Origin of the sequence: Tahibacter soli (assembly GCF_025717065.2) — a bacterium.
GTDB lineage: Bacteria > Pseudomonadota > Gammaproteobacteria > Xanthomonadales > Rhodanobacteraceae > Tahibacter > Tahibacter soli.
In genome coordinates this window covers 186,174-212,958 of record NZ_JAOVZO020000020.1, presented here as the reverse complement: position 1 = coordinate 212,958, position 26,785 = coordinate 186,174, and the positions used below count along the sequence as shown (strand labels likewise).

Here is a 26,785-nt window from a genome sequence, read left to right as displayed (position 1 = left end):
CGCGATTGCGGCCCGCGGCAGTGTCTGACGCATCCCGCCACGAAGCCGTTTGGTACGGCAACACCGCACCGCCCCTTTCCTGGCGTCTCGCCGCCTCGCTCTACGCCGGCATCACCGCGCTGCGCCGGCGCCTCTATCGCGCGGGCATCCTGCGCACGCACCGCATCGACAAGCCCGTCGTCGTCGTCGGCAACGTCACCGTCGGCGGCACCGGCAAGACGCCGCTGACGATCGCGCTGATCGAGGCTCTGCGCGCGCGCGGCATCGCCGCCGGCGTCGTCAGCCGCGGCTACGGCGGCACCGAACGCGGTCCGCTCTGCGTCGATCACGCGACGAGCGCCGCGCAAGTGGGCGACGAACCGTTGCTGATCCATCAGCGCACGCACGCGCCGGTCGCGATCGGCCGCGACCGCGTCGCCGCCGCGCAGCTGCTGCTGCGTTCGGCCGAGGTCGATGTCGTGATCGCCGACGACGGCCTGCAGCATTATCGACTTGGCCGCGATGTGGAAATCTGCGTCGTCGACGGCGCGCGCCGCTTCGGCAACGAACGGCTGCTGCCGGCCGGCCCGCTGCGCGAACCGCTCGAACGTCTGGAACGCGTCGACTTTCGCGTGTGCAACGGCGGCGAGCCGCAGGGCGGCGAGATCGCGATGCGGCTCGTCAACGACGGCGCGTATCGCGTCGACGATGCGCTGTTTCGCGCCGAGATCGCCGCGTTCGCCGGACAGCGCGTGCACGCCGTCGCCGGCATCGGCAACCCGACGCGCTTCTTCGACGCGCTGCGCGCTTTCGGCATCGAACCGGTCGAGCATCCGTTTGCCGACCATCACGCCTACGCGGCGAGCGATCTCGCGTTCGGCGACGACGCGCCGGTGCTGATGACCGAGAAGGACGCCGTCAAATGCCGCGCGTTCGCGCCGACGCACTGGTGGGCGCTGCCGGTGGTCGCGCAGCTGCCCGACGCGTTCTTCGACGCGCTCGCCGAACGCCTCAAAGCGCGACCCTGATCTGCACCTGCGCGTAGCCGCCGCTCGCGGTCAGCGCCGTGATCGACTGCTCGCCCGCCTGCGCGAACTCGTGCACGAACGCGCGCGCCGCGTCGGTTTCGCCTTCGAGCCGGCCGTTGACGAGCCATTGCACGCGGCCCTGCGCGCCGAGCGCGCGCAGCGACAGGCGCGGCGCGCGTTCGCCGCCGGGCGCGCGGACGAGGGTCGCGCCCGGCGCCACGCCTTCGATGCGCAGGTTCGTCGCGGCGTCGAGTCCGTCGTCGGCGCAGCCGGCGCGTAGCGGCGGCAGGCGCGACGCGCGGCGCTGCGCCGCGCCGAGCCACGGCTGCGCGAGCGACGGCCAGCGCGCGATTTCGACGCTGCGCTCGACCGGCGCGCCGCACGCGGCCGAGAGGCGCCGGCCGTCGGCATCGACGCGCAGCCGCACGCGATGATCGTTCCACGCGAGCGCGTCGCGCTCGGGCAGCGTCGGCGGCACGACGCCCGCGAGCGTCCACGCGGTGTGCTTTTCGTGGCACAGCTCGGGATGCGCCGTATCGAACGCGACGCCGAGCGGCCAGCAGATGTCCGCTTCCGCCACCGTGGACGGCGGCGGCGACGGCGTCGCGTCGACCGGCGACCGCGGCAGGCTGTCGACCGCCTGGAACAACAGCGGCAGCGCGGTCATCGCGCCGTACTGGCCCGGCACCGGCGTGCCGTCCGGGCGGCCGACCCACACGCCGACCGTGTAGCGCCGCGTCGTGCCGATCGCCCACGCGTCGCGAAAACCGTAGCTCGTGCCGGTCTTCCACGCGAGGCGCGCGCGCGAACCGGGGTCGAACGTGTCGCGGCTCTGGCCCGGCCGCGGATTCGCCTCGAGCATGTCGCGCACGATCCACGCGGCGCCTTCGCTGAACGCGCGGCGCTCGACGAGCGGCGCGTCCGGCGTCAGGCGCACGTGCGCCGCGACGCCGCCGCGATTGAACGCGACGTAGGCGCCGACGAGTTCCTCGAGCCGCGCGCCCGTGCCGCCGAGGATCATCGCGAGGTTCGGCTGCGCGCCGCGCGGCCATTCGAGTTCGAGTCCCGCGTTCGCGAGCCGCGCGGCGAAGCGCGCGGGGCCGACGCGGTCGAGCAGGTCGACCGCCGGCACGTTCAGCGACAGCCGCAGCGCCTGCGCCGCCGACACCGGACCGTTGAACGCGAGGTCGAAATTGCCGGGACGATAGCTGCCGAACGACTGCGGCGCGTCGACGAGCAGGCTTTCGGAGTGGATCAGGCCGTCGTCGAGCGCGAGCGCGTACAGGAACGGCTTCAACGTCGATCCCGGCGACCGCGGCGCGCGCACCATGTCGACGTGGCCGAGGCGCGCCGCGTCGCCGAACGCGCCGGAGCCGACGTAGGCGAGCGTATCCAAAGTAACGTTGTCCACCAGCAGCAGCGCCGCCGACGTGCGTTCGGGCAGCCGCGCGAGATAGTTGCCGACGCGCGCTTCCATCGCGGCCTGCAGTTCGCGGTCGATCGTCGTCGCGACGACGCGTTCGCCGGCTTTTTCGCCGCGCAGGCGTTCGGCGAGCAGCGCGGCCGACAGCGGCGGATCGAGCGTGCGCGCCGAGACGGTTTCGATGCGCGCGTCGGCGATCGTGTCGGCGCTCCAGCGCGCGAGCGCGGCCATGCGATCGAGCACCTTGTCGCGCGCGCGCCGCGCGCCGTCGGCGTTGCGGTCGGGCCGCAGCCGGCTCGGCGCCTGCGGCAGCACGGCGAGCAGCGCGGCTTCGGCGTGGCTCAGGCGCTTCGCCGGCTTGCCCAGGTACGCCCACGACGCCGCCTCGACGCCTTCGATCGTGCCGCCGAACGGCGCGTAGTTGAGATACAACGTCAGAATTTCATTTTTGCTCAAATGCGCTTCGAGCTGCAGCGCGCGCAACACCTGTTTGCACTTGCCCCACGCCGTGCGCGAATGCGGATCGAGGATGCGCGCCACCTGCATCGTCAGCGTCGAGCCGCCCGACACCGCGCGGCCGTGCCGCGCCATCTGCGCCACCGCGCGCGCGATGGCCACCGGATTGACGCCCGGATGCGCGTAGAACCAGCGGTCCTCGTACGTCAGCAGCGCATCGAGATACAGCGGCGACACGTCGTCCGGCGTCACCGGATAGCGCCAGATGCCGCGATCGTCGGCGAACGCGCGCAGCGGCGTGCCGTCGCGCGCGAGCACCACGGTGCTGCCGGCGCCGGGCGCCGGCAGCGGCAGCGGAAACGCGAGATCGAGCGCGAACGCGGCGACGGCGAGCGCGAGCGCCGCGCCGCCGGCGATCTTCGCGGCGCGCCGCGCGCGTTCGCGCCACGTTCGCTTCATCGCGGCTCGACCACCTTGATGCGCGCCGGCTCGCTCTTGCCGACGCCGCGAATCTCCGGCCGGTACATGTCTTCGACCTGCGTCGGCGGCACGACGTACGTGCCGGGCGACACCGCGCGCACGAGATAGAACACGTGCGCCTGCTGGCCCTGCGACAGCGCGAGCGCGGCGACGTAGCGGTCGTCGCGGAACTCCTCGTGCTTCACGTCGGCCGCATACGCGCGTTCGGTCACCGTCACGCCGTCGACGACGACGCCGGCCCACTGCTTGGCGTCGGTGAGGTTGAAGTTCTCGATTTCCAGGCCGCCCGGCAAGAGGTCGGTGAGGATCGCGTCGGGCATCGCCTCGCGCGCCTCGAGCTTGATGCCGACGATCAGGCCTTCGCCTTCCTTGAGATCGCCGCCGTCCCACGGCTCGCCCGCGAGCGTGTACCAGCGCCGTTCGATCGAGACTGCCTTGTCGTTCGCCGCCGGCGGCGTGCGCGGCACGCCGGCCACGTCCTCGCTGACGTACAGCGCGCCTGACGACAGCGGCGCGACACGCACGCCGCCGCGCAGTTCGTCGGCACCGAAGCCGCGGCTCCACAGCGTGACCGGATCGATCGGCGTCGTCGTGCCGGCAACGGTCACGTCGCCGGCCACCTTCGCGTCGCCGTCGCCGACCAGAGCCTTGCCGAGCCGCGCGAGCGCGCTCTGTTCCTGCGTCGAGTACCAGCGCCACTGCGAACTCTTGCGCGCGACCAGATCGCGGCCGAGCGCGATCACGCGTTCGTCGTACTCGGGCTTGTCGAGGTCGAACTGGTGCGTCAGCGCGACCATCAGCGCGTCGTCGCGCAGGTCGCTGCCGTAGTCGCCGAGATAGCGCGGCCGTTCGAATTTCTTCGCGAACGCTTCGGCCAGCGCCTTCTCGCCGCGCGCCTTGTCGCCCTGCAGCGCAAGCGCGATGCCGAGGTGCACGAGCGGCAGCGCCGTGAGCGACTTGCCGCGCTCGTTGTCGTACAGCGCGCGCAGCGTGCCGAGCGGCGCGCGCTGTACGCGCGCCAGCACGTACGCCGACCACGCCTGATCGGCGAAGCGCAGGTGGTCGGGGTTTTCGTAGCTGTAGTACGGATGGCCGCCCGACAACAGATCGTCGTTGAGGCGCTTCAACGCCTTCTGCAGCACCGCGTCGGGCACCGCGAAGCCGGCGTCGCGCGCGTCGAGCAGAAACTCGGTCACGTACGGCGTCAGCATCTCGTTGACGTAGCTTTCGCCGCCCCACATCGAGAAGTGGCCCGACGGAATCTGCATCGCCGTGATGCGGTTGAGCGCGGTCGCGATGCGCTCGCCGCGCACCGCGTCGGGCAGCGGCTTCACGCCGAGGTTCTTCGCGTTCGCGGCGTCGAGCAGCAGCAGGCCGTAGCCCCGGCTCGTCGTCTGTTCGACGCAGCCATACGGATAGTCGATCAGGCCCTTGATCGAACTTGCGAACGGCAGCGGCGGCAGTGCCGAAATCGTCAGGCGCGCGTCGACCGAATCGGGCAGGAAGCCTTCCATCGCGTCGACGCCGAGCGCGACCGACGCACCGCCCTTGTCCAATACCTGCGGATTGCTGCGCAGCACCGACGGCCAGGCCGGCCGCACGGCGATTTCGTATTCGCGACGGATCTTCACGTCGCCGCCGTCGGCGACGAGGCGGAACTTGCCGACGCCAAGGCCGTCCTCGGCGGACAGCGGAAATTGCAATGTGGATTTCGCGCCATCCGCCAGCTTCACCGAACGCTGCGCGTCGCCGATGCGCAGCGGGCGATCGGCCTCGAAGCGCACGGCGAACTCGCGTTCCGCACCGGAGAAGTTCGTCACGTCGAGCGTCAGCACGCCCGTGTCCCCGGGCGCGAGCACGCGCGGCGTCGACACCTCGGCGACGAGCGGCGCGCGCACGATCGTTTCGACGTCGGCGCCGCCGTAGCGGTCGTCGCCGAACACCTGCGCCGACACGCGCAGCGTGCCGTTGAAGTCGGGCACCGGCAGCGAGAGCTTCGCGTTGCCCTGCGCGTCGAGCGCCACGACGCCGGAGAACAGATCGACCGTCTGCACCTTCGCCGTCGGCCGTCGCGACTGCGGCAGACCCGCCAGCATCAGGTCGCCGCCGTAGCGCAGTTTCGCCGTCGCGCCGTCGTAGCTTTCGATCACGCGGCCGTAGAGGTCGTACGAATCCACGCCGAGGCGGCGCTGGCCGAAGAACCACGCGTTCGCGTCGGGCCGCGCGAAGCGCGTGATGTTGAGGATGCCGACGTCGACCGCCGACACCGTGACGTACGCCGTCTTGCCCGCGAGCGCCGGCGCCTTCACCTCGACCGGCAGCGCGGTCTCCGGCTTCATCTGCGGCGGCGCGGTCACTTCGACCGCGATCTTGCGGTCGCGCCGGTCCATCGTCACGTGCGCGACGCCGACCGCGCGCGCCGGCGTGATCTTGCTCGCGGCCGAACCGCCGCGCAGCACCAGCGCGCTGACGTAGACGTCGTGGCGTTCCCAGTCGGCCGTCACCGGTATCTCGAACGTCGCGCTGTCCTTCACGTCGACGCGTTGTGTAAACAGCAACTTGTCGCTTTCGACGACGAGGATGCCCGAGCCCGCGTGCGGCGGCGTGACCGTCACCTTCACGGTGTCGCCGGCCTTGTACTGTTCCTTGTCGAGCGCGAGCTTGATCTTGTCCGGGCGTGCTTCCTTGCCGCGGTTTTCGTCGTCCCAGCTCCAGCCCGCGACGAACGGGTAGCGCATCGTCAGGCCCGTGGCCGGGTCGAGAATCTCGACGCGGTAGTTGCCCCATTCGACCGGCACGTCGAACTTCGCCGACTGGCCCGCGGCCACGTCGAGCGTGCGCGTCTCGCCGTTCTCGTAGCTCTGTGTGTAGTCGAAGCGCCAGCCGGAATCGCGGTCGTAGCTCCAGTGATACGCGCGGCGTTCGCGCACGAGCGTCATCTTCAGGCCCTGCGCCGCGACGAGTTCGCCGCCGCCGCTCGCGCGGATCACTTCGAAGCCGGCGCGCGCGTTCGCGGTTGCGCCGTCCTTCGGGTCGAACAGCGGGCGCACGCCGACGAGCGCGTCGGCCGGCCACACCGTGCGTTTCATCGTGCGCGTCACGGTACGGCCGCCGCTTTCGTACACGCTGCCCGACACGATCGCTGCGATCGGCGCCGTAGCCTTCACGTCGCCGAGCACGTCGATCGTTGCGCTGAGCTTGCCCGTGTCGTCGAGCGCCTCGTCGACGACGTCTTTCGCGTCCTTCGGCAGTTCGAGCGTCGGGTCGCCGAAGAAATAATCCTTGTGCGCATCGAGCGGATGCGCGTCGTTCGCGATCGTCAGCCGCGCGGTGAAGCGATTGCCCGCGGCCGGTGCGCCGTAGAGGTAGTCGCCCTGCACGTCGAGCTTGAGCGGCTCGCCGGGCTTGATGCGCGGCTGCGCGGTGGCGAGATCGAGCTTCAGGCGCTCGGGCAGGAATTCCTCGATGCGGAACGTCAGCGCCTGGCTCGCCTCCTTGGCGGCCGGGTCGGTGCGGAATTCCACCTGCCAGCGGCCCGTGGGCGCGTCGGCCGGCACGGTGTGCGTCCACTCGACGTAGCCGAGTTCCTTCGGTTCGAGCTTCGCCTGCGTCCAGTTGCGGCCGTCGGGCTGCTTCAGCGTGAGAAACAGCGTCTGCGGCTTGACCGGCTTGCCGTCGCTGTCGCGCAGCAGCGCGGACAGGCGCAGCGTTTCGCCGGGGCGGTACAGGTCGCGGCCCGACCAGGCGAACACGTCGAACCATTGCTGCGCGCGGCCGGCCACCGCGAAGTCCGACAGATCGAGCGCCGGCTGGTTGAACGGCAGCATCGACACGTCGCGGCCGTTTTTCGCCACCAGCACCTGATCGGCCTTGAGCGCGTAGTTGAGCAGCGCGTTGCCGTCGGCGTCGGTGCGGCCGGCGAGGATGGTGTCGCCGCGCGCGTCGAGGATCGCCAGTTCGATGTCCTTCAACGCTTCGCCCGACTTGAGCGACGCGGCGTGAACGAACAGCTGCTCCTTGTAGGCGCGCGTATGCAGGCCGATGTCGCTGACGAAGAAATAGCTCGTTTCCCACTCGCCGCGAAAACTGTTCGCGCGCTTCATCACGGCGAAGTAGAGACCGGGCTCGGACAGCTCCGGCAGCTCCTGGATCGGCAGGTACGACAGCGTGCGCTCGTTCTCCTTGCCGGCGAGCGCGAAGCGGTTCGCGTAGACCGAATCGGCCATCGCGTTGATCGGCCACTTGCCTTTCTGCCACCAGCCCGAATCGCCGTCGAGGTCGTAGCCCGAACGGCGGCCGTTGTTCTGGTAGCTCGCGAAGAACTTCGACAGTTCCTTGTCGCGCACGCGCAGGAATTCGACGTCGACTTCCTTGACGTTGACCGACACGACCGGCACGCCGCGCGTCTCGCGCGCCGGCAGCACGTTGCCCTGCGACGCGAAACCGACGGCGGGCTGCAGCGGACCGGTGTAGACCTCCTTGCGCACCTCGCTCGCGACCGTCTTGCCGTCGGCGGCGGCGAGCTCGGGCTTGATCGTGACGGTGTAGTTCCGGTTCGCCTCCACATAGGGAAAACGCAGCGTCTTGCCGTCGTCGTCGAGCGCCCAGCTGCCCTTGACGTCTTCGCCCTTCGGGCCTTTCACGGCGATGAGGCCGTCGAACGCCTGCGAACCGGCGAGCGGCTGCGTGAATTCCAGGCTCAGCGCGAGTTGGCCCTGGTATTGCGCGGCGACGGCGCCGGCCAGCGCGAAGCCTTGCGGCGCGGCTTGAGCGGCTGCCGCGACCGGCGGCTTTTCGCCCTGGGCTTGCGGCAGTTGCGAAGAGGAGCGGTCGCAGGCGGCGAGCGCGGCGGTGAGCGCGAAGAGCGCAACGGTGCGCCATCCGGCGCGACGGACAGAGGCGGGCAGAGCCATCGTCGGTTTCCCTACGGTTGAAGGCACGAGGAGTATAAGGGCCGGCGCAGGGCAAACTGCGGCGCGGTTCGGGGCGCGAGGCGGGCATACGTCTCGCTGTGCGGCGCGCGAGCGTTTACCCTCGCGACATTCCGACGACAGGATCGCCCCATGTTCGAACGTCGTTTCCCGCGATGAGCACCGCTATCGTCTGGTTCCGCCGCGATCTGCGCCTGGCCGACAATCCCGCGCTCGATGCCGCGCTCGCCGCGCACGCGCGCGTGCTGCCGCTCTACATCCACGCGCCCGACGAAGAAGCGCCTTGGGAGCCCGGCGCCGCGAGCCGGTGGTGGCTGCATCACTCGCTCGCCGCGCTCGCCGACGATCTGGCGCGGCGCGGCGCGCGCCTGCACATCGCGCGCGGCGCGAGCCTCGACGTGCTGCAGGCGCTCGCGCACGCGACCGGCGCCGACGCGGTGTACTGGAACCGCCTGTACGAACCGGCGATCGTCGCGCGCGACAAGCGCGTAAAGCACGAACTGCGCGCGCAAGGCACCGCGGCGCACAGCCACAACGGCGCGATGTTCGCCGAACCGTGGGAGATCGAAACGGGGCAGGGCGGCCCGTATCGCGTGTTCACGCCGTACTGGCGCAAGCTGCGTGCGACGCTGGAGCCGCGGACGCCGCTGCCGGCGCCGGCGCGCATCGATGCGCCGGCGCTCGCCGGATCGCTCGCGCTCGACGCATTGGGCCTGCTGCCGCGCATTCCGTGGGACACCGGCTTCCACGAAAACTGGACGCCCGGCGAGGCCGGCGCGCACGCGGCGCTCGCGGATTTCTGCGGCGACGGCCTCGTGGACTACGCCACCGACCGCGACCGGCCCGACCTGCCCGGCACGTCGCGCCTTTCACCACATCTGCACTTTGGTGAAATTTCGCCGCGGCAGATCCACTGGCAGCTCGACGCGTATGCGCGCGACGCGGGCGGGCGCACGCAGGGGCTGCGCGCGGCGGCCGAGCCTTACCTGCGCGAACTCGGCTGGCGCGACTTTTCGTTGCACCTGCTGTACCACTTTCCGCACACGCCCGAGCGCAATCTCAACCCCGCGTTCGACGCCTTCCCGTGGGCGCCGCGCGACGACGACGCACTCGCGGCGTGGCGGCGCGGACGCACGGGCGTGCCGATCGTCGACGCGGGCATGCGCGAGCTGTGGCACACGGGCTGGATGCACAACCGCGTACGCATGGTCGTGGCAAGTTTTCTGACGAAGAACCTGCGCCAGCACTGGAGCCACGGCGCGCGCTGGTTCTGGGACACGCTCGTCGACGCCGATCTCGCGAACAACACGCAGGGCTGGCAGTGGACGGCGGGAACGGGCGCGGACGCGTCGCCGTATTTCCGCATCTTCAACCCGGTGTCGCAGGGCGAACGGTTCGACCCGGACGGCAGCTACGTGCGGCGGTGGGTGCCGGAGCTGGCGCGGTTTCCGGCGAAGCTCGTGCATGAGCCATGGAAGGATGCGACGCTGCTCGCGCGCAGCGGGTATCCGGAGCCGGTGGTCGATCTCAAGGAATCGCGCGAGGCGGCGCTGGAGGCGTATCAGGCGATGAAGGGCTGATCGCGGCGCCGTCGCCGTTCGCGTTCGCTGCTGCGCGTCGTTATCACCGAGATGCAGCAGCCCGGCATGCATCTCGTCCGCCGCTGCCGAATCGCCGATGCGTACTCATCGCCCCTGCCGGACCTTCCCATGACGACCGCAACCGCCGACGCCGCCGACATCGAATACCTGCTCGACGGCCTAAGGAACGGGCGCGCCGACGCATCGGATCGCCTGTTCGCGCTGCTCTACGACGACCTGCGCTCGCGCGCGCAGTCGGTGCTGCGCATCGGCCCGCGCCAGACGCTGTGCACGACCGAACTCGTCAACGAAACCTGGCTGCGCCTCAACGGCCGCGCGCTGCCCGCCGAGAGCCGCCTGCATTTTTTCAACCTCGTCGCGCGCGCGATGCGCCAGCTGCTGATCGACCGCGCGCGCCTGCGCAACGCCGACAAGCGCGACGGCGGCGAGCCGCTGACGCTCGGTGCCGCATCCGACGTTGCCGCCGACGAACCGTTCGACGTGCTCGCGCTCGACCGCGTCATGACGTCGCTGACGGCGACCGACCCCGCGCTCGCGGAACTCGCACAGATGCATCTCTTCGCCGGCCTCGGCTTCGCCGAGATCGCGCAATTGCGAGGCGTCAGCGAACGCACGGTGTTTCGCGACTGGCGCGCCGCGCGCATGTTCCTCTTGCGCTTCATCGCCGACACCGACTGAGCGGTTCAGCCGGCGGCATCGCCGCTGCTGTCAGTCGCACCCTTTCGGATTCGTAAGGCTCTTTCGAACCCGTTGCGCGGGCCGTCCGTCCGCGCCGACCGATCGAGGACCTTCGAACCATGTTATTGCGCCACTTCGCGATCGCGCTCGCGATCGTCGCCTGCGTGCCCGTGCCGTCGGCACGCGCCGCAAGCTTCTGCGTCGGCAGCGTCGCCGAACTCGCCAACGCGCTGACCTACTACGACCTCGTCGCCCAGGACGGCGAAACCGTCACGATCCGCGTCCGCCAGGGCACCTACGCCGTCGGCGGCGCGCTGGCGCACTTCTACGGCGCGCACGCGAACGACGACGTGACGCTCAAGCTGCTCGGCGGCTATACGGCCGGCTGCGCGAGCCGCCAGCCCGATCCGCGCAACACCGTGCTCGACGGCACCGACGCGCCGGGTTCGGGCATCGGCCTCATGATGCAGGGCACGGGCGGGCTCGTCGTCGAAGGATTGACGTTCACGCGCTTCACCGGCGCGACGACGCTCGCGAACGCGAACGGCATCGTGCTGTCGGACGGCGAAACGCTGCTGATCGACAACGACGCGCCGACCGCCAGCGACGAGGCGGTCTACGAGGTGCGCCAGAACCGTTTCGTGCGCAACGCCGGACAGACCGTCGTCCGCATGGGCGGTGCGCAGATGCGCTTCGTCAACAACGTGATCGCGCAGAGCACGCTCGCGCCGGCGCAGCCGGGCAGCCTGCTCCTCGGCGCGTTGACCGTGACGCTCGATGCCGACGTCGACGCCGCGATCACGGCGACGAACAACACGATCACCGGCACGACCGGCGGGCCGGCGCTGCGCGTCAACACGCTCATCACCGGCGACAGCGCGCGGCTGAGCGAGGTTGCCGACAATATCGTCTGGGGCAACGCCGGCACCGATATCGTGTTCTCGGGCACGCCCGAGCACGTCTACCCGCTGGTCTCGAACTTCAATCTGTACGCCTCTTCAAACAGCAACTATCCGCAGGGCGCGACCGACCTGCACGTAGATCCGCGCTTCGTCGACGCGGCGAACGGCAACTACCGGCTCGCGGCGAACTCGCCGGCGGTCAATCGCGGCGCATTCGTGCAGTTGCAGGGCTTTCCGCCGCGCGACGCCGACGGCGCGGCGCGCATCGTCGGCAGCCGCGTGGACATCGGCGCGTACGAATCGACGATCGACGACGCGACCACCGCGATCGTCACGACGACGGCCGACAACGGCAGCAACACGGCGCCGACTGCAGGTTCGCTGCGCGCGGCGATCCGCTTCGCGCTCGCGGCCGGCTGTCCGAGCCTGCTGTCGCTCGCCGGGCCGATGCTCGACATCACCGGCGACGTGACGATCGACGGCACGACGCAGCCGGGCTGGACGCCGAACGAACACTTCGGACAGTTCGACGGCACCGTGTGCCTGTACCTCAACGGCGGCGGCGCGGCGTGGGGGCTGCACGTGCCGTCGACCGCGCCGTCGAGCGCGCGGCTCGTCGTGCGCGGCATGGGCTTCGCCGGCTTCAGCGACGCGGCGATCAAACTCGAAGGCGGCCGCAACCACCGCGTCTGGGGCAGCCAGTTCGGCGCGGTGCCGCTGACCGTGGCCAATCGCAACGCGATCCGCGTGACCGGCAATTCGGGCGGCGCGTTCGTCGGCGGCTACGACGACGAGGGCGCCGTGAATCTGTTCGCCGGCAGCACCGCCGATGCGATCTACCTCGACAACGCGGCCGGCGGCTCGACGCTCGCGAACAACGTGATCGGCTTCCAGGCCGACGGTGCCGGCAACGGCGGCAACGCCAGCGGCGTCACCGCGTTCAACGCGAAAAACAACGTGCTGCAGTACAACTACATCGGCAACAGCACGTCGAACGCGGTCACGCTGTCGGGCAGCGCGACGAGCGGCAACGTCGTGCAGTACAACACGATCGGCCGCAGCTACACGGGCGCGCTCGCGGCCAACGGCGGCGCCGGCGTGCTCGTCAACTTCGCCGCGAACGGCAACACGATCGGCGCGCCGCTGACGGCGACGTGGGGCGGCAACTTCATCGCCGGCAGCGGCGGGCCCGGTGTGTGGATCTCCTCGAGCGGCGGCGCCGGCAACCGCGTGCTCGACAATTCGATCAGCGGCAGCGGCGGGCTCGACATCGACCTTGCGCAGGCCGGCCCGAACGCGAACCAGCCGACGAATCCGGCCACCGGCCCGAACCTCCTGCAGAACTGGCCGGTGCTCGCGAGCGCCGTGCGCGATACCGCTGCCGGCGGCGTCGAAATCGTCAGCGGCACGCTGACGAGCGCGCCGTCGACGACGTACCGGCTCGATCTCTACTACGGCATCGAATGCAGCACGCCGGCGCCGGGGCGCGGCCTCGCGCTGTTTCCGATGATGAAGACGACGGTCACGACCGGGGCACAGGGCGTCGCGTCGTTCACGGTCGCCGTGCCGTTCCAGGCCGCGAAGCTGCTGCCCGGCGGCATCAGCGCAACCGTGACCGACCCCGCCGGCAACACGTCCGAACTCGGCAACTGCGTGCCCGAAACCCTCGACGACACGATCTTCAAAAACGGATTCGATCCATGAGCACGATAAAATCGATAAAAGTGACTTTGTTAACCGCCTTCGCGCTGTGGGCGAACGGGACGTCCGCCGCGACGTTCTGCGTCGGCACGGTGAGCGAGCTTGCGAGCGCGCTCGACTACTACGACACCGGCGCTCAGTCTGACGAGGTCGTGACGATCCGCGTGCGGCAGGGCAGCTACAACGTCGGCAATGCGTTGACGCGGTTGTTCGGCGCGAACGCGGCCGACGGCGTGTCGCTGAAGCTGCTCGGCGGCTACACGGCGAACTGCGCGAGCCGCCAGCCGGACCCGCGCAACACGACGATCGACGCGGGCAACGCGTTCGGGTCGGGCATCGGCATCATGCTCAAGGGCAAGGGCGCGGCGACGATCGAAGCGCTGACGTTCTCGCGGTTCGACGGCGCGACGTCGTTCGTCAGCGCCGACGGCGTGAAAATGTCGCGCGGCGAGGTTCTGCTCGTGACGCGCGATTTCTCGGGCGACAGCGACGAGACGTTCTGCGAGCTGCGCCAGAACCGCTTCGTACGCAATCGCGGCAACAGCGTCGTGAGCCTGTGGGCGGCGCAAATGCGCTTCGTCAACAACCTGGTCGCCGACAACGCGCTGGTGCCGGCGATCGGCACGCAGAGCGACGGCGCGGCGATGTTCACGCTCGAATCCGATACCGACGCGCAGGTGACGGCGACGAACAACACGATCGTCGACAACACGCTCGGCCCCGGCATGCTGATCAACGGCCGGGCCGATTCCGGCGGGTCGGGCGAGAGCGATCGCCTGAGCGAGATCGTCGACAACATCGTGTGGAACAACCCGACGGACATCGTGTTCGTCAAGCCTTCGGGCTACGTCTATCCGCTGGTCGCGAGCCACAACCTCTACCGTTCGGCGAGCGTCGGTTTTCCGCAAAGTCCTTCTACGGACGTCCGCACCGATCCGCGCTTCGACGACGCGCTGGTGGCGACGTACCGGCTCGCGTCGAACTCGCCGGCGATCAACCGCGGATCGTTCATCCAGCTGCAGGGCTTTCCGCCGCGCGACGCGGAAGGCAAGGCGCGCATCGTCGGCAGCCGCGTCGACATCGGCGCGTACGAATCGCCGATCGACGATGCGACGACCGCGATCGTCACGAACACCGGCGACAACGGCAGCAACGCATCGCCGACGCCGGGCTCGCTGCGCGCGGCGCTGAAGGCCGCGAGCGCCGCGAGCGGGCCGTTCTCGATTCGCTTCAACATGGCGGCGGCGTGTCCGGCCATCGTCTCGCTCGCGGCGCCCTTGCCCGACGTCACCGGCGACGTGACGATCGACGGCACGACGCAGCCGGGCTGGTCGCCGACGCTGTTGTTCTCGCAGTTCAACGGCCGGCACTGCGTGTTTCTCAACGGTCTGGGAAAACCCTGGGCGCTGCACGTGCCGCCGACCGCGCCGTCGACCGCGCGCCTCGTCGTGCGCGGCATGGTGTTCTCGGGGTTCAGCGACGCCGCGATCAAGCTCGAGGGCGGCCGCAACCATCGCATCTCGGGCAGCCAGTTCGGCCTCGTGCCGCTGACCGTGCCGAACCGCAACGCGATCCGCGTGACCGGCAATTCCGGCGGCGCGTTCATCGGCGGCTACGACGATCCGGCCGAGCAGAATTTCATCGCCGGCAGCTCGGCCGAGGGCATCCTGCTCGACAACGCCGCGGGCGGCTCGACGCTCGCCAACAACGTGATCGGCTTCCAGGCCGACGGCTACGGCTATGCCGGCAACGCGACCGGCGTCGCGATCCTCAACGCGAAAAACAACCTCCTGCAACGCAACAGCATCGGCCACAGCACGGGCAGCGGCGTGCTGCTGTCGGGCGCCGCTTCGACCGGCAACCTTCTGCAGGACAACGGGATCGGCGTCGGCACCAACCACGGTTCGCCCAACACCGGCGCCGGCGTGCTGGTGAACTTCGGCGCGCACCACAACACGATCGGCTCGCCGCTCGACGCATCGTGGGGCGGCAACTATTTCGTGGCCGACACGTCGCCCGGCGTGTGGATTTCGCCGAGCGGCGGCAACGGCAACAGCGTGCTCGGCAACCGGGTCTACGGAAAGGGTCTCGACATCGACATCGGCCAGGCCGGACCGAGCGCGAACGTGCCCGTCAATCCCGCATCGGGCCCGAACAACCTGCAGAACTGGCCGGTGCTCGCGAGCCTCACGTACGACGCGGCCCACGGCATCTCGTACCTCGCCGGCACGCTCAACGGCGCGGTGAAAACGGCGTATCGCATCGACGTGTACTACAGCTACGGCTGCAGCGCCGGCGCGCCCGGCCGCGGCGCGGCGCAGGTTTCGCTGGCGCATACGCAGATCACCACCGGCCCGCTCGGCGTCACGCCGTTCACGATCGGCGTACCCGACGGGCCGGTAGGGCCGGGCGGGTTTCTCAGCGCAACCGCGACCGACCCCGACGGCAACACGTCGGAAATCGGCAATTGCGTGGCGCCGACGCCGTGATGCGCGTTCGCGGACGAACGAGATGTGCCGTCCGCTTTGCGCGCGCTACGATCGCGGTTCGACAGGGGACATCATGGACATCGACTCCGACCGCACCGAGCGCGTGCGCCGCGCGCTCGCGCTCGTACGCGCCGCGCTCGACCATCCCACCGGCGAACGCGAAGGCTGGATCGCCGCGCGCAGCGCGAACGATCCGGCATTGCGCGCCGAAGCGCTCGCGCTGCTCGCACGCGACGCCGCGCCGACGCATGGCTTCGACCGCGCGGGCGAGGCCCCGGCCGACGATCCGCTGCACGGTACGCAGATCGGCCCGTATCGCATCGTGCGGCGGCTCGGCAGCGGCGGCATGGGCACCGTGTATCGCGCCGAGCCGGTGGAAGGCGTCACGCGGCTGCCGGTGGCGGTCAAGCGCATCAAGCGCGGCATGGACTCGGAAGAGGTGCTCGCGCGCTTCGTGCGCGAGCGCGAGATTCTCGCGCGGCTCGAACATCCCAATATCGCGCGGCTGATCGACGGCGGCATCGACGGCGACGGCCGACCATGGTTCGCGATGGAACTCGTCGACGGCGAACCGCTGGCGGCGTGGTGCGACGCGCGCCGGCTCGACGTCGACGCGCGCGTCGCGCTGTTCCTGCGCGTGTGCGACGCGGTGGCCTACGCGCATCGCAACCTCGTCGTGCACCGCGACCTGAAGCCCGCGAACGTGCTCGTCGCAAGCGACGGCGCGGTCAAGCTCCTCGACTTCGGCATCGCCAAGTTGCTCGATCCCGGCGACGACGCCGCGACGCGCGGCACGCGCCCGCTGTTCACGCCCGAGTACGCGGCGCCCGAACAGTTCGAGCGCGGGCCGATCACGACGCAGACCGACGTGTTCCAACTTGGCGTGCTGCTGTACGAACTCTTGTGCGGCCTGCGCCCGCCGGCGCGGTTTGCCGGCGAGGCGCCGCGCATGGAATCGCGGCTGCGCGACGGCGACGCCGCGCTCGTGCAGGCGATCGCGCAGGCACGCGCGACCACGCCTTCCGGCCTGCGGCGCAGCCTGCGCGGCGATCTCGACCGCATCGTCAAGCGCGCGATGCACGCCGACCCCGACCGTCGCTACGCGAGCGTCGGCGCCCTCGCCGACGACCTCGCGCGCTGGCGCCGCGGCGAGCCGGTCAGCGCGACCGACGGCACGCTCGGCTATCGGCTGCGGCGATTTCTGCGGCGGCATCGCGTGGCGGTGGGCGCAGGCGCGGCGATCGTGCTGTCGCTCGCTGCGGGGCTCGGTCTCGCGCTGCGCGAAGCCGAGCGCCTGCGCCGTGCCGAACGCGCGACAGAGAGCGCGCTGGCGTTGCTCGAAGACGTGTTCTTCGGCGCCGATCCGTATCGCGCGAAAGGCGTCGACACGCGCGCGAGCGATCTTCTGTCGCGCGCGACGCTGCGCGTCGAGGCCGAAGCCGCCCGGCAGCCGGCGATCGCCGCGCGCCTGCTCGGCGGCATCGGCGCGACATACGTGTCGCTCGGCGACCGCACGGCGGCGCAGGCGGTGCTGCGCGCGACGGTCGACGCCGGCGAGCGCGCGGGCGGCGCGGCCGTCGCGCCGACCGAAGCGGCGCGCTCGCGCCTCGCGCACTACGCGCTCGTGCTCGACGGCGACGAGACGGCGCTGGCCGATCTCGACACGGCGATCGCGCGCCTGCGCGCGGCGGGCCCGCCGGCGCGCCAGGTGCTCGCGCAGGCGATCGAGTTCAAGACCGACTATTTTTTCAACGCCGGCGACTACGCGGCGATACCGGCGGCAGCGGCCGAAGCGCTCGAACTGCATCGCCTCGCGAACGGCGAGGCGTCGGGCGAATACGCGATGGCGCTCGGCAACTACGCGTCGCTCCTGCGCGCGATCGGCCGCGAAGGCGACGCGCTCGCGCCGGCGGAACGCGCATGGCGCATCGTCGAGGCGCAGGGCGCCGCGTCGTCGCCGGGCACGCGGCTGTACGTCGAGCAGCAGTACGCCGGCGCGCTCGGCGCGAACGGCCGCGGCGTCGAGGCCGAGCCGCTGCTGCGGCACGCGCTGGCGCAAGTGGAAGCGACGCCGGGATTCGACCGCAACCTCGCCGACGGCATCGCCTGGGAGCTGGCCGCCACGCAGAGCGCGATCGGGCTGTTCGACGCGGCCGCCGAAGGCCTGCGCGCGCTGCTCGGACGCATCGATACAAAAAGTGCCAATGTGGCCGCCATCCACAATGCGCTGGGCGACGCCGAACTCTCGCGCGGCCGTGCGGAGGAGGCCGAGGCGGCGTTCGCGAACGCCGTGGCGATCGTCTGCGCCGGCGCGGCGGCGTCGACACCGTGCCTCGCGGTGCGGCTCAATCGTGCCGAAGCGCTGCTGGCGCTCGCGCGGGCGGACGACGCGCGCGCGGCGCTCGCATCGCTCGATCGCGACATCGGTGCCGACGCAACGCGCGCACGGCAGCGCTGGTCGCGGCTCGAGGCGCAGTGGCGGTTCGCCGCGGGCGACGCGGCCGGTGCCGAGACGCTGATCGCCCCGCTCGCGACGGCCGCGCGAACGGCCTCGCCGGCATCGCTCGAAGACGCGAAAGTGCTCGCGCAGGCCGCCGCGATCGCCGCACAACGCGGTGATGCTGCGGCGGCGCTCGCCGACGCCCGCGCGGCCGAACGCATCCTCGGCGGCACATGGCGCGGCGAGCCGGCACCCGCGCCGCTCGCGGCGGTGCGCGCGCTGATCGCGCGGCTCGAAGGGGCGGCGGCGTAACCGTGGTCCGGCCAAACCCCGCCACGATCGTGTCGACCGTTGCACGTACCGGCGCCCGCTCGCGCGCTGCGGCCCGCAACGACGATGACGGAGCGTTCGCATGACATCGAATTCGATATTCCTGATCGCGGCGCTGGCGCTGTCGGGCGAGGAAGCTTCGCTGCCGACGATCGGCGACCTCGACGCGGAAGCCAGGGAATTCGCGAAAGCGGCGCATCTGAAACCGCTGGCGAAGTCGCGCAACGCACGCGAAGTACGCGTCTGGCAAACGATCTCGCTCGCGGACCTGGCTTACGGCTGGGTCGTTACCGAAGGCGAGATTCGCCGCTATTCGAACGAACGGATCGTCAACGGCGTGACGTTCGGCGGCACCCGGCTGCGTCTCGTCGAAACCCGGCGAGTACCTGACGCTTCGTCGATCCTGCAGCGGTTCGACGCGCTCGCGCCGCTGGCCGGAACGTCGATCGACTGCCACATTTTCGATGGCGCGCCGAAGCTCGTCGAGGTGAAGCATGGCGAGACGACGTTCGTTCTCAAGGCGATGAATCCGCGGGTCTGCAAGACCGATCGCGAGCGGACGGTCGATGTGGCGATCGGCGCGCTGTTCGACACGCTACGCGACTGACCGCGCCGCACCCCTCACGGCGCCTCGAAATCGTCGGTAAAAATCAGATCACCCGGCAGCCCGCAATACGCGAGCTTCACCGTGCCCGACGACAGTGGCCGGAACGCGACGACCGCTACGCCGTCGCCGCGCATCGCAAGGTCGTGGCCGACTTCGACGTTCGGCAGCGTGGTCGCGACGCGGCCGGTGGTGCAGTCGCGGTTCGCGCATTGGTACAGGTACAGCGACGCCGCGCCGCCGGTTTCGCCCCAGGTCGCTACGGCGCGACCGTTCGGCCGCAGCGCCATGCGCACGAGGCGCAGGTCGCGCTCGGTCGCATCCAGGGTGCGCGAAGCACCGGCCGTGCAATTGGCGTCGACGCAGTCGATCAATATCGGAAGGCCGTATTGCGGCGCCGAAGGCGGGTTGTAGAAGAGGCCGTAGACGACCAGCGGGAGCCCGTTCATGCGCCTGACCATCGCCGAATACGAGGCGCCGGTCGCGCCGGCCGGCGTTGTGTGCACCGGGTGGTCGAGTCCCGCCGAGCAATCGCTGTTGGCGCATTGATACACGAAGGCACCGTCGTAGCCTACGTGGCTGATCAGTGCCGTATCGTCGGTTCCGGGACCGGTGCGCCAGACCGTCGACGGATACAGACCCTTGGCGCCGACGCCGTCCAATGTGCGGCAAACGGTACTCGTGCACATTGCGTCAGCGCATCGGCACGCCGCGAGATCGTCCCGGCGCGAAACGGCGCCTTCGGGTCGCCGATCCCCGAACGCGACGAACGGTCGCTCTTCGGGCGACAGCGATACGCTCGTCGTAATGCCGTACTCGGGCTCGTTCGTCTGCATCCGGAGTGCACCGCTCGAACACGCCGCGTCGGCGCAGACGTAGATTCTGACGCCCGGCGAAGCGGGATTGCGGCTGTAGTACGACAGTACCGGCGCGCCGTCGCCGGGCCGCAGCGCGATCGACAGATCGACGCTTGCAGCCGCTGTCGACGTCTCGATCGTATGCGTCGTGCCGGTCGTGCACTCTGCATCGCTGCACAGGCGCAGGTACAGCGCCGCGTCAGGCGGATACGTCTGCGGCGTTCCCGGCGGCGGCAGGTTGTAGTACGCGACCACGGGATTGCCGTTCGGTCGCAACGCGACCACCTCGTTCGCGCCGCCGGTGCGCAGACCCGTCGCGATGTCGGGCGTGCCGACGCGACACGCGAACGGCGGCTCCGCCGCGACGGCGGCGCAAGACAGCAACAGCGCGGCGGTCGCGACGAACGGCGACTGCCAAGAACGAATTCCGATACGTTCCATCGCAAGACTCCGGGCTCGCCGCCGACGTCGGATGACGGCGTTCGCGGCAACGGAAGCGGAAATGTCGCTTGCGTCGCGAACCTCTCACAGGCGCCAGTGCCTGTTGTCGTCGCAAAGGGCCGCTACGGCGGATGCTGGTGGCCTGTAACAGACAAATCGGAACAGGGATCGCGAAGGACTGGTCGTGCAGGACGCCGCTGCGGAGCGAGGTCAATAGCACCCGCTATTGGCCGAGTGAGCAGCAAGTACTGCGCGGCCAGGACGAGCGAGCTACTTTTGATTTGTCTGTTACAGGCCACTAGAGTGCGTCCCCCGACTCTCCCGCACGATGCGACGACGAACCGCCGATGAAGACCAGGCCACGGAAGCCATACGCAACAATATTGCTGTTTTGTCTATGTACACAGATTTACGCGCAAGAACCGTCGGTGCCGGTGCAGGAAGCATCGTCCGCGGTCGAAGCGAGGATCGCCCGCGTCGAGCGAGGGCTTTCCGCGCCGGTCGTCGTCAAGGGCGCGCCGTCGCAGAAGATGACGCTCGTCGAGCGCATGGCGGTCCATCAGGTTCCCGCGGTCGGCATCGCCGTCATCGACAAGGGGCGCATCCAATGGGCTCGCGCCTACGGCGTGCTCGACAAGACTGGCAACAAGCCCGCGACGACGAAGACGCTGTTTCAGGCGGCGTCGGTCAGCAAGGCGATCAGCGCGATCGGCGCGTTGCACCTGGTCGAGCAGGGCAGGCTCTCGCTCGACGGCAGTGCGAACGGCCAGCTCGCCGCCTGGAAGATTCCGGACAACGCGCTCACGAAAGATCACGAAATCACGCTGCGCATGCTGCTCAATCACGGCGCCGGCCTGACCGTTCACGGCTACGACGGATATCCGGCCGGTCGGAAAATACCGACGCTGCTGCAGGTACTGGACGGCACGCCGCCGGCGAGCTCCGAAGCCGTTCGCGTCGATATCGTTCCCGGCACGACGTGGCGCTATTCGGGCGGCGGCTACAGCGTCGTCCAGTTGATGATGACCGAGGCGAGCCAACAGCCGTTCGCGCAGTACATGCAGGCGACGGTACTCGATCCGCTGGGAATGACCGACAGCACGTTCGCGCAGACGCTGCCGCCGCAATGGCGCGACCGCGCGGCGACGGCGCATGACGGCAACGGCAAGGCGATCGACGGGCGATGGCATGTCTACCCGGAATCCGCGGCGGCGGGTCTGTGGACGACGCCGACGGACCTGGCGCGCGTCATCGTCGAAGTGCAGCAGGCGCAAGCCGGACGATCGGACAAGGTTCTGTCGCGTGCGACGACCTCGACCATGCTTACGCGCGGCCTCGGCGAATACGGCCTCGGTTTTTTCGTCGAAAAACTCAAAGACACGACGAGTTTCAGCCACAGCGGCGGCAACGCTGGGTTCCGCGCGCAGATCTACGGGTACACGACGACGGGGCAGGGCGCCGTCGTGCTGACGAACGGCGACAACGGCACGGCGTTGATCGACGAGATACTGCGCAGCGTCGCCGCCGAATACGGCTGGCCCGAATTCGCCGTGATCGAAAAGACGGCGATGGCCGCAGACGCAGCCGCGAACCGGCGCGTGGCGGGCGACTATCGGCTGGCGAACAAGCCGGCGCGCGTCGTCGCCGAGGGCGAGCGCCTGTACTTTCAGAGCGACCTGTTCGGACCGAAACGCCTGGAGCTGTTCGCCGAATCGAAGAACGCGTTCTTCATGACGGCGCAGGACATGTCGATTCGCTTCGAGCAGAACGACGGCGGCGACGTCGTCGGTTTCTCCCTGATTCGCGGATCGAATACGTATCCGGCGACGAGGCAGTAGGGGAATCGGGCCGGCGCGCGGCGCGCATTTTTGCGCCGCTCGCGCGGTTATGGCACAGGCCCGTCCTTCTGCCTGAGCAGCGCCGCCAGCACCGGCGGCGTCACCATCGCGGTCAATAGCGACATCGCGACGATCACCGCATACGTCTTGTCGGTGAACACGCCGGCCGTAAGGCCCAGGCTGGCGATCACCACGCCGACTTCGCCGCGCGGCACCATGCCGACGCCGACGATCGTCGCGCCGCGCCGGCCGAGCGACAGCGCGCCGAGAAACCCGCCCGCGAGCTTCGACACGATCGCGATCAGCGTCACTACGATCAGCATGATCAGCGCGTCGGCGTTCGCGAGCTGCGCGAGATCGATCTTGCTGCCGGTGATCACGAAGAAGAACGGCGTCAGCAGCGCCAGCAGCGGCTGCGTCTGGTGCTCCAGCGATTCGCGCTGCGTCGTTTCCGAGGCGATCATGCCGGCGAGAAACGCGCCGATGATCGCCGCGAGCCCGAACTTCGTCGACAGAAACGCGAGGCCCAGACACAGCGCGAGCACGATCGTCAGCGGCGACAGCGGGTTCACCGGTCCTTCGAGCCAGTGCGACTTCCTGCGCATCACGCGCGTGCCGACCCAGCCGATCACGAGCAGAAAGCCCACGGCTTCGACGAGCACGACGGCGAGCGACCCGATGTTGACCGAGTCGCCGGCCTGCAGCGCCACGACCACGCCGAGCAGCAGCATCGCGAGTATGTCGTCGATCACGGCGGCGCCGAGAATCACGCGGCTCTCCACGCGCTGCAGCGCGCCGAGTTCCTGCAGCACGCGCGCGGTGATGCCGGCGGAGGTCGCCACGAACGCGGCGGCGATAAAAAGCGATTTGTTCCACGGAAACCCGCTCAGGTGCGCCCAGGCCGAGCCCATGACGAACGGAATGATCACGCCGAGCACGCCGACGAGAAACGCGCTGCGGCCGACGCGCTTCAAATCGTCGAGGCGCGTTTCGAGGCCCACGGAGAACAGCAGCAGCACGACGCCGATTTCCGCGAGCACCTCGAGCGGCTCGTTCGGCACGACCCAGCCGAGCACGGACGGGCCGACGATGCAGCCTGCGGCGATTTCGCCGACCACGCCGGGCAGTTTCAGCCTTTGCGCGAGTTCCGCGCCCAGTTGCGCGGCCACGAAGATGATGAACAGGCTGAGGAGGATGTCGCTGGCGTGGTGCATGGGGTTTCCTTGTCGGCGGGTCGGCCTCGCGCGGCGTTGCCTTTTTCGTTTGTTGCCGGGATGCTACACGGCACGGACAGATCGCGGCCAGACCGCGGCGGGGAGACACCGATGTTTGAAGTGCTGCGCGGCAAGCGCGACGCCATGTCGAAAGTCGATACGGCGTGGCTGCGCATGGAAAGCCCGACGAACCTCATGATGATCACCGGCGTTCTGATGTTCGACGACCGGCTCGAACTTCCCGCGCTCAAGAAGCTGCTCGCCGAGCGCTTTCTCGCGTACCGACGCTTTCGGCAGAAGGCCGTCGACAGCGGCAGCTCGGCGGCCTGGGAAACCGACGGCGACTTCGACCTCGACTGGCACGTGCGCCTCACCGCGCTGCCCGGCGCCGCCGGCAAGGAAGAACTCGAGCGGCTCGTGAGCCATCTCGCGTCGACGCCGCTCGATCATTCCAAACCGTTGTGGCAGTTCCATGTCGTCGAAAACTACCGCGGCGGCAGCGTGCTGATTTCGCGCATCCATCACTGCTATGCCGACGGCCTGGCGCTGGTGCAGGTGCTGCTGTCGCTGACCGACGCGAACCCGAACCCCGAGCAGCACGCCGAACTCGCGCGCGTGTGGCTCAAGAAAGACCAGGGCAGCGTGATCGATCGTCTGCTCGAACCCACGCGCGCCGGCATCGCCAAGGCCGTGGCGGCCGGCGGCAAGGCGTGGGACAAAACCTTGGAGATGTGGAAAGATCCGGAAGTGGCCGCGACGCTCGCGCGCGAGGGTTCCGAGATCACGCGAGAACTCGCCGTTGCGCTGGCGCTGCCGGACGATCCGCCGACCGCCTTCAAAGGCCCGCTCGGCGTGAGCAAACGCGTGGCGTGGGCCGATCCGCTGCCGCTCGAAGACGTGAAAACGCTCGGCAAGGCGCTCGGCTGCACGGTCAACGACGTGCTGCTCGCCTGCGCCGCCGGCGCGCTGCGCGGACATCTGCGCGAGCGCGGCGAGGCGGTCGACGGCATTACGATTCGCGCCACGGTACCGGTGAACCTGCGTCCGCTCGAACACGCCAAGAAGCTCGGCAATCATTTCGGCCTCGTGTTTCTCGACCTGCCGATCGGCGAGGCGAACCCGCTGCGCAGGCTCGAGCGCGTGGCGGCGAACATGCGCGAACTCAAACGCTCGCGGCAGGCGGCGCTGACGTTCGGCCTGCTCGCGGCGGTCGGCATGGCGCCGGTCGCGGTACAGCGCATGGCGCTCGAACTCTTCAGCCGCAAGGCGACGGCGGTCGCGACGAACGTGCCGGGGCCGCAGATGCCGCTGTACCTGGCCGGCAGCCGCGTGCGCGAGCTGATGTTCTGGGTGCCGCAGAACGGCTCGATCGGCATGGGGCTGTCGATCCTGAGCTACAACGGCAACGTGCATTTCGGGCTGATCGTGGACGCGAAGCTCGTGGCCGACCCGGAAGACGTCGTGCGGCGCTTCGCGCAGGAATTCGAACGGCTGGTGCTGGTGTCGCTGATGGAGGACTGGGAAGGCGATCTTTCCGCCGCCGATGCCGAGGCGACGATACGGCACTTTGCGGGGGAGGCGGCGCCGAACGTGCCCGCCCCGGAGGCGAAGGCGAAGGCGAAGGCCAAACTCAAGCGCGCGGCGAGCGAGGTGGCGAAGCCGGTGAAGAACGCTGTGCCGGAATCGACGCCGGACGTGGGATTCGCAGCGGAATTGGCGAAGTTCAAAAAGAAAAAAGTAAAGGCTAGTCCTTCGGCCAGTTCTGCGGCGCCGACAGCAGCGCGACGGCCTGCTGAAATTCGTGCGGCCGATCGAGAAACGCGTAGTGCTGTGCGCCGGGCAGTCGAACCACGCGCTTGACCGGCGCGTCGAGCTTCGCGGCGTAGTCGAGCACGAGCGATTCGGGCGTCACCCAGTCGTCGCTGCCGATGATGGCCAGATACGGCACGGCCAGACGCGGCACGTCGCGTGTCGCGTCGAAAGCGACGATGCCGCGCAGGGCCAGATTCCAGTTGTACCACCAGTTCGGCGAATCGGCGATGAGCTTGCACGGCCCGCGGTAGACGAGACGGCACGACTCTTTGAGCGAATGGCCCGGCGCGGTCAGGTACTCGACCCAATGCGCCTTCGCCGTGTGCTGCCGGAAGATGTTCATGATGCCGTAGTGCTCCTGCCAGCGCCGCAGCACTTGCACAGCGTTGAAGTCGACCAGCGTCGGATCGCTCGGCTTGACGAGGTCTGGCGGAATTTTCGCGAGTTCGTCGAGCGCGCGCCGATTGCTTTCGGCGTTCGCGCGGCGCAACAGTTCGGCGTGCGCGAGCCGGTTGCCGGCGCGCCAGTCGACGGTCTGGCCGACGGTGGCAACGGCGCGGACTTTTTCCGGCCAGGCCTGTGCCGCGCGCAGCGCGAGTGCCGAGCCGAACGAGTGGCCGACGAGATAGACCGCGTCGCGGTCGTAGCGCGAGCGCAATGCGTCGATGACTCTGCCGGTGTCGGCGACGAGGTCGTCGAACGACGGCGTCGCCGCGTAGTCGGGACTGATGCCGACGCCGCCCATTTCGATGTGGACGACGACGAAGTCGCGTTCGAGTTCGCGGTGAAGACCTGCGCGAGCGGTAGGAAACTTTCACCGGGACCGCCGGGCAGGAACAAGAGTATCGGTTTGGTGCGATCGAGCCCGCGAACGAACAGATACTGATCGCGATGCCGGATGTCGACCCAAACGATTTCCGCGATGCCGCCGAGCGGCACATCGTAGAACGCCTGTTGGCGTTGTGCGCGCCACAGATGCAATGCGGCGATCGCCGCGGCCATACAGACCGCGAAGGCAAGGGTCAGGCGCTGCCGGCGTTTCACGAGCGTTTCCTCGTAGGACGTGAAGAAGGCAGTCTAGGTCGTGTGCTGGCCGGAACCGTACCTATGCGGCGAAATGCCGCGGCAAACGCACGTTGTGCTGCTGCACAAATCGCGAAGTCAGGGAAGCGAGCAGTTCCAACGCGCGATGGCCGAGTCGATCGTGTTTGACGAACGCTTGCAGGCGGCTAAGGCGTTGATTGACGAATGCCTGCGCGACTGGACCGAAGGCGCGCGCAGCGAGTTGCGCACGCTCATCAGCGACGCGTTCCGTGTCGATCAGGCGGGCAACATCCGAACGGGCAGCGTGCTTGCGCTGCGGCGCATGGACATCACGGACGAACGTTGGCTGCGCGCGATGCAGGCGATCGGCGATGCGGTGCAGGTCGTCGGCTTGAAAGCGTACGTGCGTGTGTACGAGCGCGACGCGAACGGCCAGTACCAGCCGATCGGCCTCGATATCACGGCGGTCTGACCATGGGAAAAGCCGTCTACAGCCGCACGCACGAGCAACGCCGCCGGGAAATCGCGGCGATCCAT

The 26,785-nt window shown here is 69.3% G+C and carries 14 protein-coding genes and 1 pseudogene; 10 read left to right on the top strand and 5 right to left on the bottom strand.

From position 1 onward, the window contains the following. Positions 1–20: 20 nt before the first annotated feature. On the top strand, positions 21–1,007 hold the full coding sequence (gene lpxK, locus OD750_RS21870; RefSeq protein WP_263544216.1) for a tetraacyldisaccharide 4'-kinase: 987 nt from the start codon (positions 21–23) through the stop codon (positions 1,005–1,007). Here lpxK and pbpC read toward each other — a convergent pair. Continuing rightward, complete coding sequence (gene pbpC / locus OD750_RS21865; RefSeq protein WP_263544215.1) at positions 991–3,345, bottom strand: penicillin-binding protein 1C; 2,355 nt, start codon at positions 3,343–3,345, stop codon at positions 991–993. The two genes, lpxK and pbpC, sit on opposite strands and share 17 nt — an antisense overlap. Next, complete coding sequence (locus OD750_RS21860; RefSeq protein WP_263544214.1) at positions 3,342–8,279, bottom strand: alpha-2-macroglobulin family protein; 4,938 nt, start codon at positions 8,277–8,279, stop codon at positions 3,342–3,344. Before OD750_RS21860 ends, pbpC begins: the two co-directional genes overlap by 4 nt. A 173-nt stretch (positions 8,280–8,452) precedes the next feature. Here OD750_RS21860 and OD750_RS21855 point away from each other — a divergent pair, with 173 nt between their 5' ends. The 6 genes from OD750_RS21855 to OD750_RS21830 all read left to right on the top strand — a co-directional run bounded on the left by OD750_RS21855 (position 8,453) and on the right by OD750_RS21830 (position 19,045). Next, positions 8,453–9,877: a cryptochrome/photolyase family protein gene (locus tag OD750_RS21855; protein WP_263544213.1), complete on the top strand. Its 1,425-nt coding sequence runs from the start codon at positions 8,453–8,455 to the stop codon at positions 9,875–9,877. A gap of 129 nt (positions 9,878–10,006) precedes the next feature. Further along, complete coding sequence (locus OD750_RS21850) at positions 10,007–10,576, top strand: ECF-type sigma factor (protein WP_263544212.1); 570 nt, start codon at positions 10,007–10,009, stop codon at positions 10,574–10,576. 119 nt (positions 10,577–10,695) lie between these two features. Continuing rightward, on the top strand, positions 10,696–13,182 hold the full coding sequence (locus tag OD750_RS21845) for a choice-of-anchor Q domain-containing protein (protein ID WP_263544211.1): 2,487 nt from the start codon (positions 10,696–10,698) through the stop codon (positions 13,180–13,182). Then, positions 13,179–15,668 (top strand): right-handed parallel beta-helix repeat-containing protein, encoded by a 2,490-nt coding sequence (locus OD750_RS21840; RefSeq protein WP_263544210.1) that lies wholly within the window; start codon positions 13,179–13,181, stop codon positions 15,666–15,668. The genes OD750_RS21845 and OD750_RS21840 overlap by 4 nt, the downstream gene beginning before the upstream one ends. A 73-nt stretch (positions 15,669–15,741) precedes the next feature. Beyond that, the gene (locus tag OD750_RS21835) at positions 15,742–18,420 is read left to right on the top strand and encodes a serine/threonine-protein kinase (RefSeq protein WP_263544209.1); all 2,679 of its coding nucleotides are present in this window, start codon (positions 15,742–15,744) and stop codon (positions 18,418–18,420) included. Between the two features lie 100 nt (positions 18,421–18,520). Further along, positions 18,521–19,045: a hypothetical protein gene (locus OD750_RS21830; RefSeq protein WP_263544208.1), complete on the top strand. Its 525-nt coding sequence runs from the start codon at positions 18,521–18,523 to the stop codon at positions 19,043–19,045. A gap of 14 nt (positions 19,046–19,059) precedes the next feature. Here OD750_RS21830 and OD750_RS21825 read toward each other — a convergent pair whose 3' ends face one another. Further along, complete coding sequence (locus OD750_RS21825) at positions 19,060–20,340, bottom strand: hypothetical protein (protein ID WP_263544207.1); 1,281 nt, start codon at positions 20,338–20,340, stop codon at positions 19,060–19,062. A 428-nt stretch (positions 20,341–20,768) separates the two neighbouring features. Here OD750_RS21825 and OD750_RS21820 point away from each other — a divergent pair, with 428 nt between their 5' ends. Next, a complete protein-coding gene (locus tag OD750_RS21820; RefSeq protein ID WP_263544206.1) occupies positions 20,769–22,178 on the top strand; it encodes a serine hydrolase domain-containing protein in 1,410 nt (469 codons plus the stop codon). Between the two features lie 47 nt (positions 22,179–22,225). Here OD750_RS21820 and OD750_RS21815 read toward each other — a convergent pair whose 3' ends face one another. After that, entirely contained in the window at positions 22,226–23,392 is a 1,167-nt protein-coding gene (locus OD750_RS21815) for a cation:proton antiporter (RefSeq protein ID WP_263544205.1), read from the bottom strand. 111 nt (positions 23,393–23,503) lie between these two features. Here OD750_RS21815 and OD750_RS21810 point away from each other — a divergent pair, with 111 nt between their 5' ends. Then, a complete protein-coding gene (locus OD750_RS21810; protein ID WP_263544204.1) occupies positions 23,504–25,252 on the top strand; it encodes a WS/DGAT/MGAT family O-acyltransferase in 1,749 nt (582 codons plus the stop codon). On the opposite strand, the pseudogene OD750_RS21805 reads toward OD750_RS21810, so the two are convergent. Beyond that, positions 25,137–25,982 (bottom strand): annotated as a pseudogene (locus tag OD750_RS21805) (alpha/beta fold hydrolase); the annotation flags it as partial. The gene OD750_RS21810 and the pseudogene OD750_RS21805 sit on opposite strands and share 116 nt — an antisense overlap. Before the next feature lie 360 nt (positions 25,983–26,342). Here OD750_RS21805 and OD750_RS21800 point away from each other — a divergent pair. Continuing rightward, entirely contained in the window at positions 26,343–26,720 is a 378-nt protein-coding gene (locus tag OD750_RS21800; RefSeq protein WP_263544203.1) for a DUF3164 family protein, read from the top strand. Positions 26,721–26,785 lie beyond the last annotated feature (65 nt).